Source organism: Rheinheimera sp. WS51 (genome assembly GCF_050936095.1).
Lineage (GTDB): Bacteria > Pseudomonadota > Gammaproteobacteria > Enterobacterales > Alteromonadaceae > Alishewanella.
In genome coordinates this window covers 211,317-226,018 of the sequence record NZ_JBOTRC010000001.1, presented here as the reverse complement: position 1 = coordinate 226,018, position 14,702 = coordinate 211,317, and the positions used below count along the sequence as shown (strand labels likewise).

Below are 14,702 nucleotides of genomic sequence, written 5' to 3'. Positions count from 1 at the left end.
GAACAAAAAGTGATAGGTAAAATCAGAAATAAGATAAGTGAAACAATCCAAAACGTGGAATAACACCTAATATGGGGTCGTAGCACATTAATTTTATGTTAACGATCCCATCTCGTCTTATATCAGCCTATTGCCAATTTAGCTGCTTGTTGCCACATAAAATTCGGGATAGGCGTTTTAAGTTGCCAAGTTATACTCATCGGCTGACTGCCATGGTGTGATATGTATTCCACCTCACCAAAATTAACAAACCCCATAGTATTGCCATATTCATCTTTAGCTTGTTCGCGAACGAATAAAAATACTCTTTTACCTGTTTGTTTGTGCTGAATATAACTTAAACCTTTGCCTCGATCTGGCCTTGCACTATTCTGTGATTGCCAATGAAATAACCGCTCATTTATGGCGTAATCATGATACATAGTTGTTGGTGAAAACTGCTTTTCATTCTTATTTAATGTAACAAAAAGTAGTTCTATATTTTGTTCTTCAATCACCAAAACTCCTTCACGAGCTGGCTTTTGATAAACAAAAGTTGTTGCAGCAAAACCGGCTAGTATTTGCCCTCTGGTATAACGCGCATGAACCTTTAATGGATTAAGTGCTAAGTTTTCTAACCTAAGCTGCTCGTGATGAATTCGATTAACTAATAAGCTAAGCACTTCATTTAACTGGGTCTTAAGCCACAACAAAAGCTGATTAGCCAACTCAATTTGTGTTTGTTCCATCACATGCTGCACTTCTTGCACTGCCGTTTGCATCACCAGCCAGTTTTGCGCGTTATAGGCAAAACCAGCCGGTAATGTTGGCACGTTGTTATTTATCTCGCAGGCAGGTAACGGGATTGGTGCTGCGGCCAAAGCCTGTTTTGGCCTTTACCTCGGGCAAGCGCAAAATCCGCTGCTGACGCGCAGGGTGCACTGAGTTTGTGGGTGATTGTGTAGTTGGGTTCATCGTTTGCTTCCTCACTGTTCTGTTAAGTTCTCTTAGGCGTTTGTCCCCACTAGTATTAAAGAGTTAAACGGACGCAGTAGGTAGATAAATGCCCAGATCGTGCAGCTTTCTGAGGGTACAGGTAGCTACTTGCCCCAGTTTGTAGATAGTGCCCAAAACAATAAATGCTCTGTGGGCAGGGTTAGTGTGTGCCTAAGTGGCGTGAACTAAGGCTTTGCCCAAGCTGCCCCAGGTGCCCAACGGATGAGCGAAGTGTTAAAACACATGGAGTATGAGGCAAAGCATAAAGTGAAACTAAAACTTCTTTATCTGATTAAAAATGAAAATATAGTTTCACTGACTCATTAAACGTTAAACGCTGATTGTTTCATGGCTTGCTCCGCTCGGCTGATTCCTAGCCGCTTAGCAACGGTTTGCCATTGCTTAACCGCAATTAATACTTCATCGTAAATTTGCGTGGCTTGGGTTTGCGAAAGTCGGAAGAAGTCTTTTACGTCAAAGGCTAATTGGTAGTCTAAAGTGTTGTCTGCATCGGTTATATTCAGATGCAGGCCATGCTTACCCACTATCGGGTTTAAATCATAAGCCGGTGATAACTTCCAGCCATTTTTTGTTAATAAAAATCCATGGTTACGCAGATGATCATCCGTGTTAGACACCGCAATATTAAACACGATACGTCGCCATAACTGAGCTAAATCGGCTGTGGTTTGTGCACCACAATTGGAAATAAATTCAGCAATCTCTAAGTAGCTAGCACCTTGAGATTGTTCACCATCATAGTATTGAAGCTGTGTCATGGCCGATGAAAAATGCAGCCGCTTTTCACCGTCGCGGTCAAACCGTTTGGTTAAAAAGGTATGGTGCTGTGACGAAAACTGCCTGATCTCACTTGGAAACATGTCAACACCTGCTGCCAACGCCAATTCATAACAGGCCATCTCCCACGCCCCCACGTCATGGGTATCGTTTAAATTGGGAAACTTAGCAATCCACAAGTGGCCTTGTTCATCTGTGACACAAGCCTTGGGCCTTGCACCACCTAATGATGAACCTGGAGAAATCAACATTTTCAACCAGCGATAATACTCGTCACTGTCGATATTATCGTCTTTTTCAATCTGCATTGCTGCGTGCTCTAGTTCTCGCAAAGAAGCTATTGGCGGCGCAGCAAATTCAGAATTGGCGTCCAAAAAAGCATTCGAGCCTGCTCGCTTAAATCGAATGCCACCCATCCGGTAAGAGTCGTGCACGCCCAACAAGTAATCCAATTCGTTTAATCGACTTGTTGCTCGAATGCCTTTGCGCGCTTCAATGGCTGCACGCCGCTGCATTAAAATACGTCCCCACCTATCAGGCGATGAATCGAGAAATGCACGAAAGTTTTTATCGGCTTCATCGTTGTAGAGTTCACCGGAGTGAAGCGTTAGGATTGGATCAATTTGCAAGCGATAGGCTGAGGTTAAAAATGCTTTATCGTAGGCAAAACTAAATACGCCACCTCGGCTTGAATCACTGTAAGCTAGCAGCCCAATTAGCAAAGGCGCTTCAATTGGCTGCCAGTCGGCATAGACTTCGACGATTTCACGGCTCATTTTGAACCTTCCAGCAATTTTATGTTTTGCAGCTTGATACCCACTTCATCATGAGCGGCCATTTCTGCAAAGTTGCTTTCCATGCCAAGAACAGCCATCACTTTTAAGTAAGTGCCTATGGCAACGCCCGGATCACCGGCGAAGACTTTATTCACGGTTTTATGATCAAAACCAGTACGTTCACACAGTAGCTTTTTTGTAAAACCACGTCGTTTCATCGCCAACAGCAAGTCTTCACCAAACTGCGTCAGGATTTTGCGCTGCTTTGGAAACAATACATTGTGTAAGCCACGCTTAGCCATATCACCAACCAAAGGGACTATATTCCCACTATTTAACCGTTAATGGGAATATAGTCCAACTTGGAATCCCAAGCAACTCCAACAGCTTACATGTGGGACTATATTCCCACTTTACTCAATATAATTGGATTTATATCCCACCTTTAGGTTTAGCTTGCGCGTTGGCCAAGGCGATGATGTGGATCCCTGAATGCCAAAGGCCACCAAACTACACTTTTCGGCGCATAAAAATGTAAAACTCTGCACTTTTCTGCGCGTAAAAGTGTGCAATGCAAGTTAAGTACTCCTCTATGCGTTTTACCGAACGGGGAAATTCAGCAGTTAGAGGTTTACACACAGTGACTTCATAGGTAACAATTTGTATACCTGAACGAAGATTCCAGCTTTCAACCAATCAAAACTGAATGATATTTTTTACTCACGTCATTTGGCCGACCTATAGCTTCCTCGTTTAAGCAAATCACTCAACCGATTTAACAGTGCTTTACGGCTATTATTCGCCACTACAAAGCGCTTAAAGCATTGTTCAAACGCCGCTTCATCCGCTTTGAACTGATAGGCCTCACACAGCTGATGCAAATAGCGTAATGCCGCATCGTAACCACTGGCGCAAGTGCGATCCGCTTACTCTTGTGCTTGCTGCCAGTAGTGCTCACGCCGATTGTAAACATCCGTCAACGCTTTTTCTTTTTCTGCTTTTTCGATGGCTAATTTTTTTGCGAGTGCTGCGGCTTGCTCTTGCTGTAATTGGCCTTGGGCTTGCTCAATGAAAGGGGAAATTACCTCGGGGGTTAACCAGTATTGATAGTTCTCGTCTGTGTTGACAGGTTCTTTTCGCGTCAGCGCTAAAGCTTGGTGACGGGTTAACTGGCCTTGCTCAAACAGTGCGCGTAATAGCGTGTCTTTCTCAACTTCCGTGAGATTGTTTAGCCACGTATCAAACTGAAACTGGGCTTGTTTGGCTTGATGGCCGGGTTGCTCCTTCAGCACCATGGACAGAGCCTTAACCAATGCTAAAGGAATATCATACAGCGCTGCAAACGCCTGCTCCTCTTCACTGAGGTGCTCAAAATCGAATTGAACTAACGGCACTCGTTCAACGTCATCATTAAAATCAAACGCTTTAAGCCACATGAAGTACACAAGGCGCCAATCCCCTTGCATTAACCCGCTGCGTAACCCAGCTAAATGCTGGAAAAATTGGTCGGCATGCTCATCGTCAAAATATTCGTCATACTCCTCAAGGGAAAAAATCAGCAACTGCCACTCATCGTTTTCGTGAACATGAAGCCCATCACTTGAAAAGCCAAGTAAAGCTTCAGGGAGCGTTCCTGCTGGTAGCTTGATGTAGACATCGATTGAGCCCCAATCAGCATAGTAAAAACCGATATCAAAGTATTTTAACATCAGCTTAAAAGGGTCTGCCTTTAGGTCGCCGTAGTTGTAATACACCTCAAAGGACGTAGCGCTGATCTCGGCACGGCTTGAAATTGATCGGAGTGCTTGACGTGCTTTAGCATCTAAATACCCATCCAGACGCTCAAATTTATAGTATTGATATTCGCTCACGATGACCTTGTTATGTATTTATTGTGAATTGAAAAGTTTGTTTCAATAAAGGCAGTACCTGTACCGTCCTACCAACAGATTCCGTGTTTAAAAAACTTCTTGGATCAAGGGTCACAAATCCCCAAAACTGTAAAAATCGCTCAATAAACCGTGATTCGATGAGTATGCTTAAGTTTCTTTCCGGCGAGAAGTAATCATCTGCTGGGAAACCCTGTAGTAAATCTGGGAAAGCCACTTTCACCTCTTCAACCAGCAGATCTACACTACTGTGGCTTTGAATACGCCACAGCATAAACAGCCAAAAGGTTCGCAAGTCGGCATCAAACTCAAAACCGTCTAAATAGCCCCAGTTATATTTGCTGACGGCGGCTTCTAACATAGGTGCAAAAAATGCTTGCACACCTAGCACCTGATACTGCTTTTGCGCTGATTTTTTTACATGGTAGCGACCGCTTCGTCGATAAATAATGCCACTAATTTCGGCCAGCACGCGGGTATAGTGCAAGGCATTGAATTTGTCTTCGTTGCTGCCGGCAAACTCGCTGATGCTTATATTACGTTCGAATTGAGCAACGGCAAACTCAGGCAATAACTCACTGGCCTGTTTGACTAATTTAGTCGGTAAGTTGCCTTTAGTTGTGGCTTTGAAGGAGCCTTCTTGCGCCATGGCCTCATCAAGAATGAGCGCTAGATAACGCATCACAGGGCTGGCAGAAAGAGAGTCGGGAGTGCTGATTGTCACCCACTGTAATTGATCAAAAGGCGCATAAAGCCAATTGGCCATTTGCGTTGGCGTCATGCCACAAAAATCGGGATGAGGCTGATTATTGCGATCTTGCGCTTTGTGTTGTAAAGCAGCGTTGAGTTCATCAAGGCTCAAATTTGGGTTCATTGCCAGCATGGTTTCAACATCATCGAAAACTTGGGCATGTTGCTTGGAAACGCTGCTCATACAACAACGTTTAAATTTTTTACCACTGCCACAATGGCAGGGATCATTTCGGCCGAGCTTCATTATTACTCCTTCTTATTGTTATAGAAAAAGCGCTGCATTTTCCTGTTTGCGCTGATCCAATGTCTTAGCAATCGCAGACACTGTTGTTTTACTGATACCTTGCTGCCGTGCCAGATACGTAAATTGGCTGATGGCTTCTGCGACTTCTTCAATGACTTGCCTTGCATCATTCCAATTCGCAAAGCCAGCGCTGGTAGCAAGTTTTTGCATCACTTTAAGCGGTGGCGCTTTACCATAACCTGCGAAAGTAGTGGCGTGTTCGTTGAATGGATGTGGGCTATAGGTAACATCGTAAAAAGGGGCAGGATCCCATTGACCGTCATCCGCTTGCAAAAACGCCCAGTTTTTACTGTGGTCGTCTTGGTAAGACGACAGCAGGTTAAACATTGCGCGGCGAAATTGCAGCTGTCCGGCGGCTGGCGATTTACACAACTGGCGACTGGCTTTAATTAAATCAATGTAATCTAAACTTGGCGTTCGAAAGTCTGCATCCAGCAGCCCGCAAGCGCTGTGCATATGCAACCGACCTGCACTCCGCTTTCTGTCTAAGTTGGCCCGTTCAGTGACATAATCAAAACGCTTAAGCGCCAACCAAGCAGACGCACCGCTTGTAGGTGGTGCTTCAATGAGTTGCCATTGCGGCGGTTGACACTTAGCAAGTTTTGCCATTTGTAAATAAACCGCCTCACACAAACCTTCTTCATGGCCGAGCGCGAGATTTTTAGAGGTAAACTTCACCAACCAAGCCTCATCTCCAAGCTGAGCGAAGGTTCGACAATGCTGAGCTTCCCCAGCAGGCATATAAATTTGTGCCTTAGGCCTTGCCCCACCCGAACTACCTCCGGCGACTAATGCGGCCAACACCTGTTGCGTATGCCCATCTAACTCATCGTGATTATCATCCATATAATCTGACATCGAAGAATCGAACAGCGTTTGTGCTTCTAAGCCTAACGTCGCTAAATCAATATCCGCGTGCGTGGTGGCTGAAAACTCAGACACCGGAGAAAAAGACAATGCTCCCATGCCTTTATCACCGACAAAGGCCAGTCTATCCATCGCCGTTAATTGATTAGGCAGTATGCCCTTTTGCCGGAAAATACGATCTTGTAACAGCATGCCCCAGCCATCGGGCAAACAATCTCCAAATACGCCATGTACACCTTGGTGCGGCGCTTTAGGAGCGACTTGAACTTGCGCGTTCGCATGCAAGGTAAAAGGAGATAAATTGCCAAACTGCTGCAAATAGCTGTCTGCATATTGAAAAAAAACGCCTTGCCGATTCTGCGCCAAGATCCCTACAGCAACCTGCTCACCTGAGCTTAGCGTTCGAGTTACGGCGAGTTTTTGAATGGGTTTAAAACTCATCTTTTAGCACCTCATCAATACTCGCGGGTACAGCAGCGCGCTCTTTGCTAGGTTGTGTGAGCTGATAAAGCCTCTCTAGCGAATCAAGTGTTTGCCAAAGCAACAGCAATTGGCGAAATGAAATTTGCCCAGTTAACTCAAACTTCTTAATGGTGGCCGCAGGCACACAGCTGCGCTCAGCAAGCGCCGCTCGTGACAGCTTTGCCTGCTTTCGTAACTCGCGTAAATAAGCCGCATAGGCTTGGCTTACATCGGTATCATCAAGTAAGGTAAATTTCATCCGCACAGACCAAGTGGATACAGTTATATCCATTATAGTCAAATAAAATAGAAAGTGGATATTATTGTATCCATTATTAAATGAGGTGTTGAAAAAATTACTCGATAAAGCCCTTCAAAACTGCTATGTTTTAGCTCTAACAGCAGCATAAAAACGGCACTGTTTTTCCGTAGTTTTAGCCAAGAAGCACCACTAAGATTTAGTAAAAGCCATAGGCAAGTGGTGGGCAGTTTGGTGGGCAAACAGGCATTTTTGAACGGTTTCTTTTCGGTAAATCATTGAGTTTGTTAGGATCTAGTCCGCTGCTCAATGAGCAGATTCAAAACGTGGAGTAACACCTAATATGGGGTCGTAGCACATTAATTTTATGTTAACGATCCCATCTCGTTTTATATCAGCCAATTGCCAATTTAGCTGCTTGTTGCCACATAAAATTCGGTATAGGCGTTTTAAGTTGCCAAGTTATACTCATCGGCTGACTGCCATGGTGTGATATGTATTCCACCTCACCAAAATTAACAAACCCCATAGTATTGCCATATTCATCTTTAGCTTGTTCGCGAACGAATAAAAATACTCTTTTACCTGTTTGTTTGTGCTGAATATAACTTAAACCTTTGCCTCGATCTGGCCTTGCACTATTCTGTGATTGCCAATGAAATAACCGCTCATTTATGGCGTAATCATGATACATAGTTGTTGGTGAAAACTGCTTTTCATTCTTATTTAATGTAACAAAAAGTAGTTCTATATTTTGTTCTTCAATCACCAAAACTCCTTCACGAGCTGGCTTTTGATAAACAAAAGTTGTTGCAGCAAAACCGGCTAGTATTTGCCCTCTGGTATAACGCGCATGAACCTTTAATGGATTAAGTGCTAAGATTTCTAACCTAAGCTGCTCGTGATGAATTCGATTAACTAATAAGCTAAGCACTTCATTTAACTGGGCCTTAAGCCACAACAAAAGCTGATTAGCCAACTCAATTTGTGCTTGTAGCTGATTGTCACCTGTTGGAATAGAAGCGATAGCATACTCTAGGATGTTACTTAAAAATCGTGATAACCAAACTGATGCTTCTGCAGGCTCTAGCGCCCTATCACCTACATAGAACTTTTGAGAATTTAATCTAGAAGCAACCAGCTGAGTAATAAGCTGTTCATAAATTCCAATTTGTTGCATAAGTTCCCTTTAAGTTAATCTTTTGCATAAGTTGCATTAAGCAGTAACCGTTTTCCTTTAAAACTCATTAACTCAAATGAACCTAAAAAGATCAACTGCGAAGACTATAGAATCAAATTAGCCTAAAGCTGATTTAGCAAGCTTTAATGCTTAGGCCTAAATTAGATAGGTTGCGCTTAAGTGCAGGCTGCTGTAGGAAATTGCACTGAAATAGCTGAGTTTAATTAGCTGCTTCAAGTGCTCACAAAAGCGCCAGCTGCATGCTGGGGCATTATCAGCATCGATGAAAACAGCAATTTTTTCCTTATCTTTCAACTTAGTTATCCTTAACTACAACAAGCGAATTGTACCGACTTTAGTGTAAGCTGATTTTGTTTGCAATATGTAATAACTACTATCACTGCAACCTATTAAATGCCGGCTCGTCAAAGTAGTCATAAATACCCAACTTTAATGCCTGTTGCCTGCGCGCCAGCTCACTAGGCTTCCGCTGTGCAATACTGACACCAAACACCTCCATATGTGTTTGTTCCATCACATGCTGCACTTCTTGCACTGCCGTTTGCATCACCTGCCAGTTTTGCGCGTTATAGGCAAAACCAGCCGGTAATGTTGGCACGTTGTTATTTATCTCGCAGGCAGGTAACGGGATTGGTGCTGCGACCAAAGCCTGTTTTGGCCTTTACTTCGGGCAAGCGAAAAATCCGCTCCTGACGTGCTGGGTGTACTGAGTTTGTGAATAACTTATTGCATTTGCGAGAAGCAAAAGACAGTTCAGAAATTGAAAATATTGACACCACTACCGATAAGCTTTTTCAGTATGGCTTGAAGATAAAGGCGCTGATCATGCAACAAAAGAAGCTTTACGCTACAGAACAGCGTTATATCAAGGCCATATGCAGCTTGAAAGTAAGCCGCTTTGCACAGCGACTGCTATTTGAAGTATACAGTACATTAAAACACTCCGAAATGGATGCAGAAATAAATTCCGGTAAGGAAAAATTCTTTTTACACCCACGATTGATGACGTTAATAACAAAAGACAGTAATAGTATCAACGCATTTAGAGCGTAAAAAGATAGACCTGAATATACTGCATCAACAGTAAGCGAAGTTACTTCTTTTGCCGAAACTCCACCTTGGCTGTATATAGCGTATGCAATCTCTGCGTTTGAAAAAAATAGCTCAACGGGTCGGTTTTATTTAGCGGGTTATTCAGTACATAACTATAACGGTTAACGTTTTGAATATTATTTGGCTGCTGTACAAAAGGGTCGGCTTGCATAAAACAGCCGAGTGTCGGGTTATAGGTACGGCCGCCCATATGAATAACGTCAAAGTCGTTAATCATCTTATGGCCGGTATAACCTTTACTGTCACCCGGGTTGCTGTAAGTGGTAAACAGGCTGTTGCTGCTTACGCTGTACTGCTTGCCCCAGGGATCATAGATAAACTGCTGACGCAGCGCCCCATCTTTGTTCGTTATGCTGGTGGTAGAGCCCTGGCCATCTTTGTGCAGGTAATATTCGTCATGCGCGTTATTGCTACGCTTGGTAATTACCGCATTGCCAACATAAAACTTATGCTCGGTAACGGCTGTGGGTAAGCTTACCCGCTCGTATAAGCCGCCAATATATAAGGTATCGGTGGTTCTGCTATGTTCTGTTTGTTAAAGAGCAACGCCGTTTCATTTACTATGAAACGAATAAATCACATTCAGTTTATTACCGTAAACCAGTTGATAGTGTCCGACATTGGCTGGTCCACACAATCCCGGTAGGTTCTAAAACTCACCGTTTTCTGCATGGCAAATGCCATCATCAACACGCTTAAATAGTCTTTCGCCATTGGCCGGGCCATGCTAAATGATAAATAATCACCGTTAGAGCCATGACAAGCCGGTTTATTTTGCACGCCACCCACCGGGTAGATATAAACCAGGTTGCCGCCTTCATACATTAGTATTTTATCAATCTTGGCAGTCGTATCAGTTTGCACACTGCAATAAATTAACATAATCAAAGCAGTCAAAACCGCTCTAATTTTTTATTCTTTTATCTTATCAAACTTAGATAGTTATTTAATTTTGACCTGGCTCCATTTATCCATTTATCCATTTATCCATTTATTCGTTTATTCGTTTATTCGTTTATTCAAACTATTGCAACACTGAACTTCTCGAAAATGGGATCAAAGTCACTACCACTCACACTGAAATAAACAAAATAAATGCGTCCTTCAACATAAATCCCTAAAGACAAATACACCGCTAGAACAGCTCCACTCTCGTCATAAACTTCTTTTTCAGCCAAACTAAGATGATATATATCTTTAGACAAAAGCTTTTTTAAACTATCAATCATTACTCGGTAGTCTTTATTAAAATAAAGCCAAACACCAGACATACCGGGAGAAAACATCCCAATAAGGCCCACACCATCATTAAGGTAAGCTTCCTTAACAACCCTATACATGTCAACTACAAAATATTCACCATACCTTTCAAAAATTGATTTATCCACATGAATAGAATTTTCACAATCCCCCTGGTGCAAGCAAATACTAAATCCATCGATATCATGCAAAACATACCCATCAGCATCACTCGTAAAATCAAAATTCGCCTCTACATTCAACCCACCAGGAAAATTTACAATATCACCGACAACATAACCACTACCACACTTATTAACAAAACGAATATTATTAAATTCATAATTAAATTTAAAATTATAAAACTTAAAACCACCTAAAGAACTTTCCACTCTGTCACACTCGACAATTGCTGAATGAGCTCCTCTAGCGAAGAGCATTGTTATAAGCAAGATTAATAATCTCATTGTTACCATAACCTCTCCCAAAAGCTTTTTTCTTTATATGCGTTCGCAATACTTTCTTTTTGGTAATTAGTTAGCTGATACTTAACATTGCTTGGGTTTCCATCAGGACCTAGCTGACTGTAACTCATAAAATTATTTGTTACATTACCCATATGATCTAAACCTAGCGCATGGCCAAATTCATGTTTCATAATCCGGCTAAAATTATTATCATTTAAGACTCTCCGAGATAAACGAAGCTCATTGTTTGCTTCATCAAAGTACCCACCAGTTTGACCTCTGCCTGCACTGGGTATTTCTTTTGCGAAATTGAGTCGAATAGCTTTACCTGTCCCATCACTTAATTCGTTTTTTATATCTAAGAAATCAGCATTTTCGCTTACAAGCTCATTCATTTCTGAGATGGCGGAACTGCATTCCTGACTAGAACCATTACATAACCATCGCAATGTACCAGTTAGTTTGCCGTTTACCATTTTTAAATCGTGTTGGGTCTTTCTGTACCCATTGTATTTCGGTTCATCACCGTCGACTTTGAGCTTCTTGTGTCCATCAGTAGTATCGCTACCTTGTTCACCTTCAACCTCGCCTGCTGGTTGCTGTCCTGCACCAGATGCCAGATAAGATGCACCAGCCATAACCGTATTAAATATCGCCCCTTTGGCATAGCCTTTCGCCATCCCCCCGGCAAAGTTGGCCATGGCCGTGCCGCCGCCTTCTATGGCTTTTACTGCACCTATCGCCATTTGGGCATAGCCGTAGTAACTATAAGCTGTTAGTGCAGCACTTAGTGCAGCACCTATCGCTGTTGTGGCGGTTGCAGCGGCGACATACTGCACTGCCCATACCACCAACATCTGGAAGAAGTAGCCCGACGGATCGGTTTTATTTAGTGGGTTGTTCAGTACATAACTATAGCGGTTAAAGTTTTGAATATTATTCGGCTGCTGCACAAAAGGGTCGGCCGATGAACCCGTGCAGGCTCATGCTGCTGAGGGACTATGGGGCCAGACTTTCCTTGGGCTTTTGCGCTACTTAGTCGCTGAATAATAGGCAAAAGGCAAGACTTGACCCCGTATCACCTTTCGTAATAGACGGTCAGTCACCACAAGTAAAAGGACCGATAAGCTGGTTTTCCACTTTGTAATCCTGCTGCAACTGCGGATATTGTTTACCTGCCAGCTTCAGTGTGCTGTCAAGGTTATCAATTAACTGTAATTGGTAAGCGTGGCTTGAGAAAATGATATATTCTTTGCTACCACCGGCATGAAAGTAAATATCGCCAATATAATTTACCACGCCAGGCTGTACAGTAAATTCACCCATACATTCAATATCAGGTTGTAAAAATTTAACACCCTGCATATACAGAACATCGTTAAACCGGTAGGTGCCTGCTTTTACCGGGCGCAGCACCAATGCTCCGGGTGCATCTATTACAAATGAATGCGGCAACTTCAATTCTGGTAAAAAATTAGCGCGTGCAATATTACCGGAAATATGGAAGTTGACTAACAGCAAGCCTTCGTTCGATTTCAACGGCTGGCCAGGCGTATAAACTGGCACAGCGCTACAGGCTTGCAGCACCAACAAAGCCAGTACTATTATTATGTTGTTTTTCATAAACGTCCTTTATATTTCCACACACTGCATGATGCTGTTTATTCGAATAACTTCATGGGTTAGCTGTCAGCCAAGGATTGATAACTAGATAGAACTTAATGTCACTATGACGCAAACATTTTCATTTACATATCAAGCACACCAGCCCTACTTCAATCATGGCGCGGATGCGAACATACCCCACCAGAAACAATCTGGTTTAATTTCTCGCTACCACCATTTACTATAAATAAGTGATGACACCAACTTTAACTTAAATATTTCGAGATACCTTTAATATTTTTATTATCGGCATAACCTAGCCAAATTTGATGAAGCTCACCACGAACAAAAGCTCCAGCAAGAATATCATACCTCCCAACTTCCTTTAAAAATTCATCAACATCTGAAATGATCTCAAAGCCATCTCGCTGCAATCTAAAATCATTAATAAAGCTACCACCAGCTTTAGGATCTATTACAACCTTGGGGTTGAGAATTAAACTATCAAAATGGATAGCCACAAAAAAACCATTACAACTATGATTTGAAACCACATAGTCTTTTGCACCGTCCATTACCTTTATAACCCCATATAAAAAGAATTCAAGCAACAAATCTCTAGGAACCGAATCAAAAAATGAACAAGCTTCCTTAGATTCAAAAACTGCATAGCTCTGGTAATCTGTTAGGTTTTCAATCCAAGAAAAATCTGTTAACCCTTCCTCAAGTAAAATCTCATCTAACTTCGACAAATAATTAATAGCACTCATATATTCCAACCACTTTCTCGAAGCCATTCCACCGTCCTTCTAGGTAGCTTAGGTGGATTCTGACCAGACTTAACATGCTTCCATGTTCCATCTTGCTTCAAAGCTGGACTACCTCGGCCACCCACATGCGCCTCCCACTGAGAACCTATAACACTTTGCTCGGGTTCATAAATGCGGGAAATTCCTTTTGGCCCACGCTTCTTTTTGACTAATTCCTGAGCATCCTTAAATGTTCTTTTTCGTACTTCATTCGTTACTTTACGCGATACAGCCTTTCCTGCACCTTTAAGACCAATTAGATTGCCGAGCTGGTAGGCTGAAGAACCTTTATTAACATTGCTATTAGCTGACGTATAGTCCTCTGATAAACCCCACGTATAGTTATCCGCGAGTCCGGCAGCAAAATCTAACAAAAAATTACTCTGCGGAAGTCTTTGTCCCACAGTAACATAACGCCCATGATTGAGCCCGCCATCAGCGCCACCAGCATACTGCCAACCATCCGAATCAACTAACGAAGAGGTTTGATTATATCCACCTGCCGCCGAAGAGCTCTGACCACTTGCAGTATGACTGTGCCCATCAGTTTCAGTAGAGCCTTGAGCACTTTGAACAGGCTTCGCTGCGGTCTTGCCTGCAGCACCGCCACTGCGTTCTGCCGCATGCGCTGCACCAAGCTCTGACGCATCCCCCATAACAGCTTGGAATATCGCTCCTTTGGCAAACCCTTTCGCCATGCCACCGGCGAAGTTGGCCATGGCGGTGCCGCCGCCTTCTATGGCTTTTACTGCACCTATCGCCATTTGGGCATAGCCGTAGTAACTATAAGCTGTTAGTGCAGCACTTAGTGCAGCACCTATCGCTGTTGTGGCGGTTGCAGCGGCGACATACTGCACTGCCCACACAACCAACATCTGGAAGAAGTAGCCCGATGGGTCGGTTTTATTCAGCGGGTTATTCAGTACATAACTATAGCGGTTAACGTTTTGAATATTATTTGGCTGCTGCACAAAAAATGAAAGCTAAAGAAAAAGCAAGACCAGCTCATGAAACCTAACCATTGCATTAATTTCTGCGAGTTGCTAATTAGCGTTTAACAACGCTTTTATCTCGCAATAGCTGATAAACACCTATTGGTATTAAAACCCAAAGCACTTCAGCTAGTAAAAAAGGTAAAGTAACTTTTGCTGCTAAACTACCCTTTGTAATAGTAAACCAAACCAT

Annotated in this window: 17 protein-coding genes; 1 reads left to right on the top strand and 16 read right to left on the bottom strand. The window is 42.8% G+C overall.

The genetic code is table 11. The annotated features are described in order from the left end of the window. Positions 1 to 122: 122 nt before the first annotated feature. The 9 genes from ACRCA4_RS01110 to ACRCA4_RS01070 form a co-directional block, all read right to left on the bottom strand. Positions 123 to 860: a DUF3427 domain-containing protein gene (locus ACRCA4_RS01110; protein WP_433182944.1), complete on the bottom strand. Its 738-nt coding sequence runs from the start codon at positions 858 to 860 to the stop codon at positions 123 to 125. A 438-nt stretch (positions 861 to 1,298) separates the two neighbouring features. Beyond that, positions 1,299 to 2,549, bottom strand: a complete 1,251-nt coding sequence (locus tag ACRCA4_RS01105; protein ID WP_433182941.1) for a type II toxin-antitoxin system HipA family toxin — start codon at positions 2,547 to 2,549, stop codon at positions 1,299 to 1,301. After that, complete coding sequence (locus ACRCA4_RS01100) at positions 2,546 to 2,851, bottom strand: transcriptional regulator (protein WP_433182938.1); 306 nt, start codon at positions 2,849 to 2,851, stop codon at positions 2,546 to 2,548. The genes ACRCA4_RS01105 and ACRCA4_RS01100 overlap by 4 nt, the downstream gene beginning before the upstream one ends. 624 nt (positions 2,852 to 3,475) lie before the next feature. Then, on the bottom strand, positions 3,476 to 4,420 hold the full coding sequence (locus ACRCA4_RS01095; RefSeq protein WP_433182935.1) for a hypothetical protein: 945 nt from the start codon (positions 4,418 to 4,420) through the stop codon (positions 3,476 to 3,478). A 10-nt stretch (positions 4,421 to 4,430) separates the two neighbouring features. After that, positions 4,431 to 5,435 (bottom strand): YecA family protein, encoded by a 1,005-nt coding sequence (locus ACRCA4_RS01090; RefSeq protein WP_433182932.1) that lies wholly within the window; start codon positions 5,433 to 5,435, stop codon positions 4,431 to 4,433. Between the two features lie 18 nt (positions 5,436 to 5,453). Further along, the gene (locus ACRCA4_RS01085; protein ID WP_433182930.1) at positions 5,454 to 6,803 is read right to left on the bottom strand and encodes a type II toxin-antitoxin system HipA family toxin; all 1,350 of its coding nucleotides are present in this window, start codon (positions 6,801 to 6,803) and stop codon (positions 5,454 to 5,456) included. Beyond that, a complete protein-coding gene (locus ACRCA4_RS01080; protein ID WP_009575812.1) occupies positions 6,793 to 7,083 on the bottom strand; it encodes a helix-turn-helix domain-containing protein in 291 nt (96 codons plus the stop codon). The genes ACRCA4_RS01085 and ACRCA4_RS01080 overlap by 11 nt, the downstream gene beginning before the upstream one ends. A gap of 394 nt (positions 7,084 to 7,477) precedes the next feature. Further along, positions 7,478 to 8,263, bottom strand: coding sequence for a DUF3427 domain-containing protein (locus tag ACRCA4_RS01075; protein WP_433182926.1), 786 nt, complete (start codon positions 8,261 to 8,263; stop codon positions 7,478 to 7,480). A 397-nt stretch (positions 8,264 to 8,660) separates the two neighbouring features. After that, positions 8,661 to 8,930, bottom strand: coding sequence for a hypothetical protein (locus ACRCA4_RS01070; RefSeq protein WP_433182924.1), 270 nt, complete (start codon positions 8,928 to 8,930; stop codon positions 8,661 to 8,663). Between the two features lie 68 nt (positions 8,931 to 8,998). Between ACRCA4_RS01070 and ACRCA4_RS01065 the strand changes: the two genes are divergently transcribed. Then, positions 8,999 to 9,337 (top strand): Fic/DOC family N-terminal domain-containing protein, encoded by a 339-nt coding sequence (locus ACRCA4_RS01065; protein WP_433182921.1) that lies wholly within the window; start codon positions 8,999 to 9,001, stop codon positions 9,335 to 9,337. A gap of 40 nt (positions 9,338 to 9,377) precedes the next feature. On the opposite strand, the gene ACRCA4_RS01060 is transcribed toward ACRCA4_RS01065, so the two are convergent. The 7 genes from ACRCA4_RS01060 to ACRCA4_RS01030 all read right to left on the bottom strand — a co-directional run bounded on the left by ACRCA4_RS01060 (position 9,378) and on the right by ACRCA4_RS01030 (position 14,488). Continuing rightward, positions 9,378 to 9,668: an RHS repeat-associated core domain-containing protein gene (locus ACRCA4_RS01060; RefSeq protein WP_433184385.1), complete on the bottom strand. Its 291-nt coding sequence runs from the start codon at positions 9,666 to 9,668 to the stop codon at positions 9,378 to 9,380. A gap of 311 nt (positions 9,669 to 9,979) precedes the next feature. After that, a complete protein-coding gene (locus ACRCA4_RS01055; protein WP_433182918.1) occupies positions 9,980 to 10,294 on the bottom strand; it encodes a hypothetical protein in 315 nt (104 codons plus the stop codon). Between the two features lie 122 nt (positions 10,295 to 10,416). Continuing rightward, positions 10,417 to 11,103, bottom strand: coding sequence for a hypothetical protein (locus ACRCA4_RS01050; RefSeq protein ID WP_433182916.1), 687 nt, complete (start codon positions 11,101 to 11,103; stop codon positions 10,417 to 10,419). Positions 11,104 to 11,105: 2 nt separating this feature from the next. Beyond that, positions 11,106 to 12,056, bottom strand: coding sequence for a hypothetical protein (locus ACRCA4_RS01045; RefSeq protein ID WP_433182913.1), 951 nt, complete (start codon positions 12,054 to 12,056; stop codon positions 11,106 to 11,108). 145 nt (positions 12,057 to 12,201) lie between these two features. Beyond that, a complete protein-coding gene (locus tag ACRCA4_RS01040; protein WP_433182910.1) occupies positions 12,202 to 12,726 on the bottom strand; it encodes a hypothetical protein in 525 nt (174 codons plus the stop codon). A 248-nt stretch (positions 12,727 to 12,974) separates the two neighbouring features. After that, positions 12,975 to 13,478 (bottom strand): hypothetical protein, encoded by a 504-nt coding sequence (locus ACRCA4_RS01035; RefSeq protein ID WP_433182907.1) that lies wholly within the window; start codon positions 13,476 to 13,478, stop codon positions 12,975 to 12,977. Continuing rightward, complete coding sequence (locus ACRCA4_RS01030) at positions 13,475 to 14,488, bottom strand: hypothetical protein (protein ID WP_433182904.1); 1,014 nt, start codon at positions 14,486 to 14,488, stop codon at positions 13,475 to 13,477. The genes ACRCA4_RS01035 and ACRCA4_RS01030 overlap by 4 nt, the downstream gene beginning before the upstream one ends. Positions 14,489 to 14,702: the final 214 nt, after the last annotated feature.

Bases quoted from the DNA above. Each gene is read 5' to 3' on its own strand.
- ACRCA4_RS01105 (WP_433182941.1), bottom strand. From the start codon at position 2,549: ATGAGCCGTGAAATCGTCGAAGTCTATGCCGACTGGCAGCCAATTGAA.
- ACRCA4_RS01100 (WP_433182938.1), bottom strand. From the start codon at position 2,851: ATGGCTAAGCGTGGCTTACACAATGTATTGTTTCCAAAGCAGCGCAAA.
- ACRCA4_RS01090 (WP_433182932.1), bottom strand. From the start codon at position 5,435: ATGAAGCTCGGCCGAAATGATCCCTGCCATTGTGGCAGTGGTAAAAAA.
- ACRCA4_RS01085 (WP_433182930.1), bottom strand. From the start codon at position 6,803: ATGAGTTTTAAACCCATTCAAAAACTCGCCGTAACTCGAACGCTAAGC.
- ACRCA4_RS01080 (WP_009575812.1), bottom strand. From the start codon at position 7,083: ATGAAATTTACCTTACTTGATGATACCGATGTAAGCCAAGCCTATGCG.
- ACRCA4_RS01075 (WP_433182926.1), bottom strand. From the start codon at position 8,263: ATGCAACAAATTGGAATTTATGAACAGCTTATTACTCAGCTGGTTGCT.
- ACRCA4_RS01050 (WP_433182916.1), bottom strand. From the start codon at position 11,103: ATGAGATTATTAATCTTGCTTATAACAATGCTCTTCGCTAGAGGAGCT.
- ACRCA4_RS01040 (WP_433182910.1), bottom strand. From the start codon at position 12,726: ATGAAAAACAACATAATAATAGTACTGGCTTTGTTGGTGCTGCAAGCC.
- ACRCA4_RS01035 (WP_433182907.1), bottom strand. From the start codon at position 13,478: ATGAGTGCTATTAATTATTTGTCGAAGTTAGATGAGATTTTACTTGAG.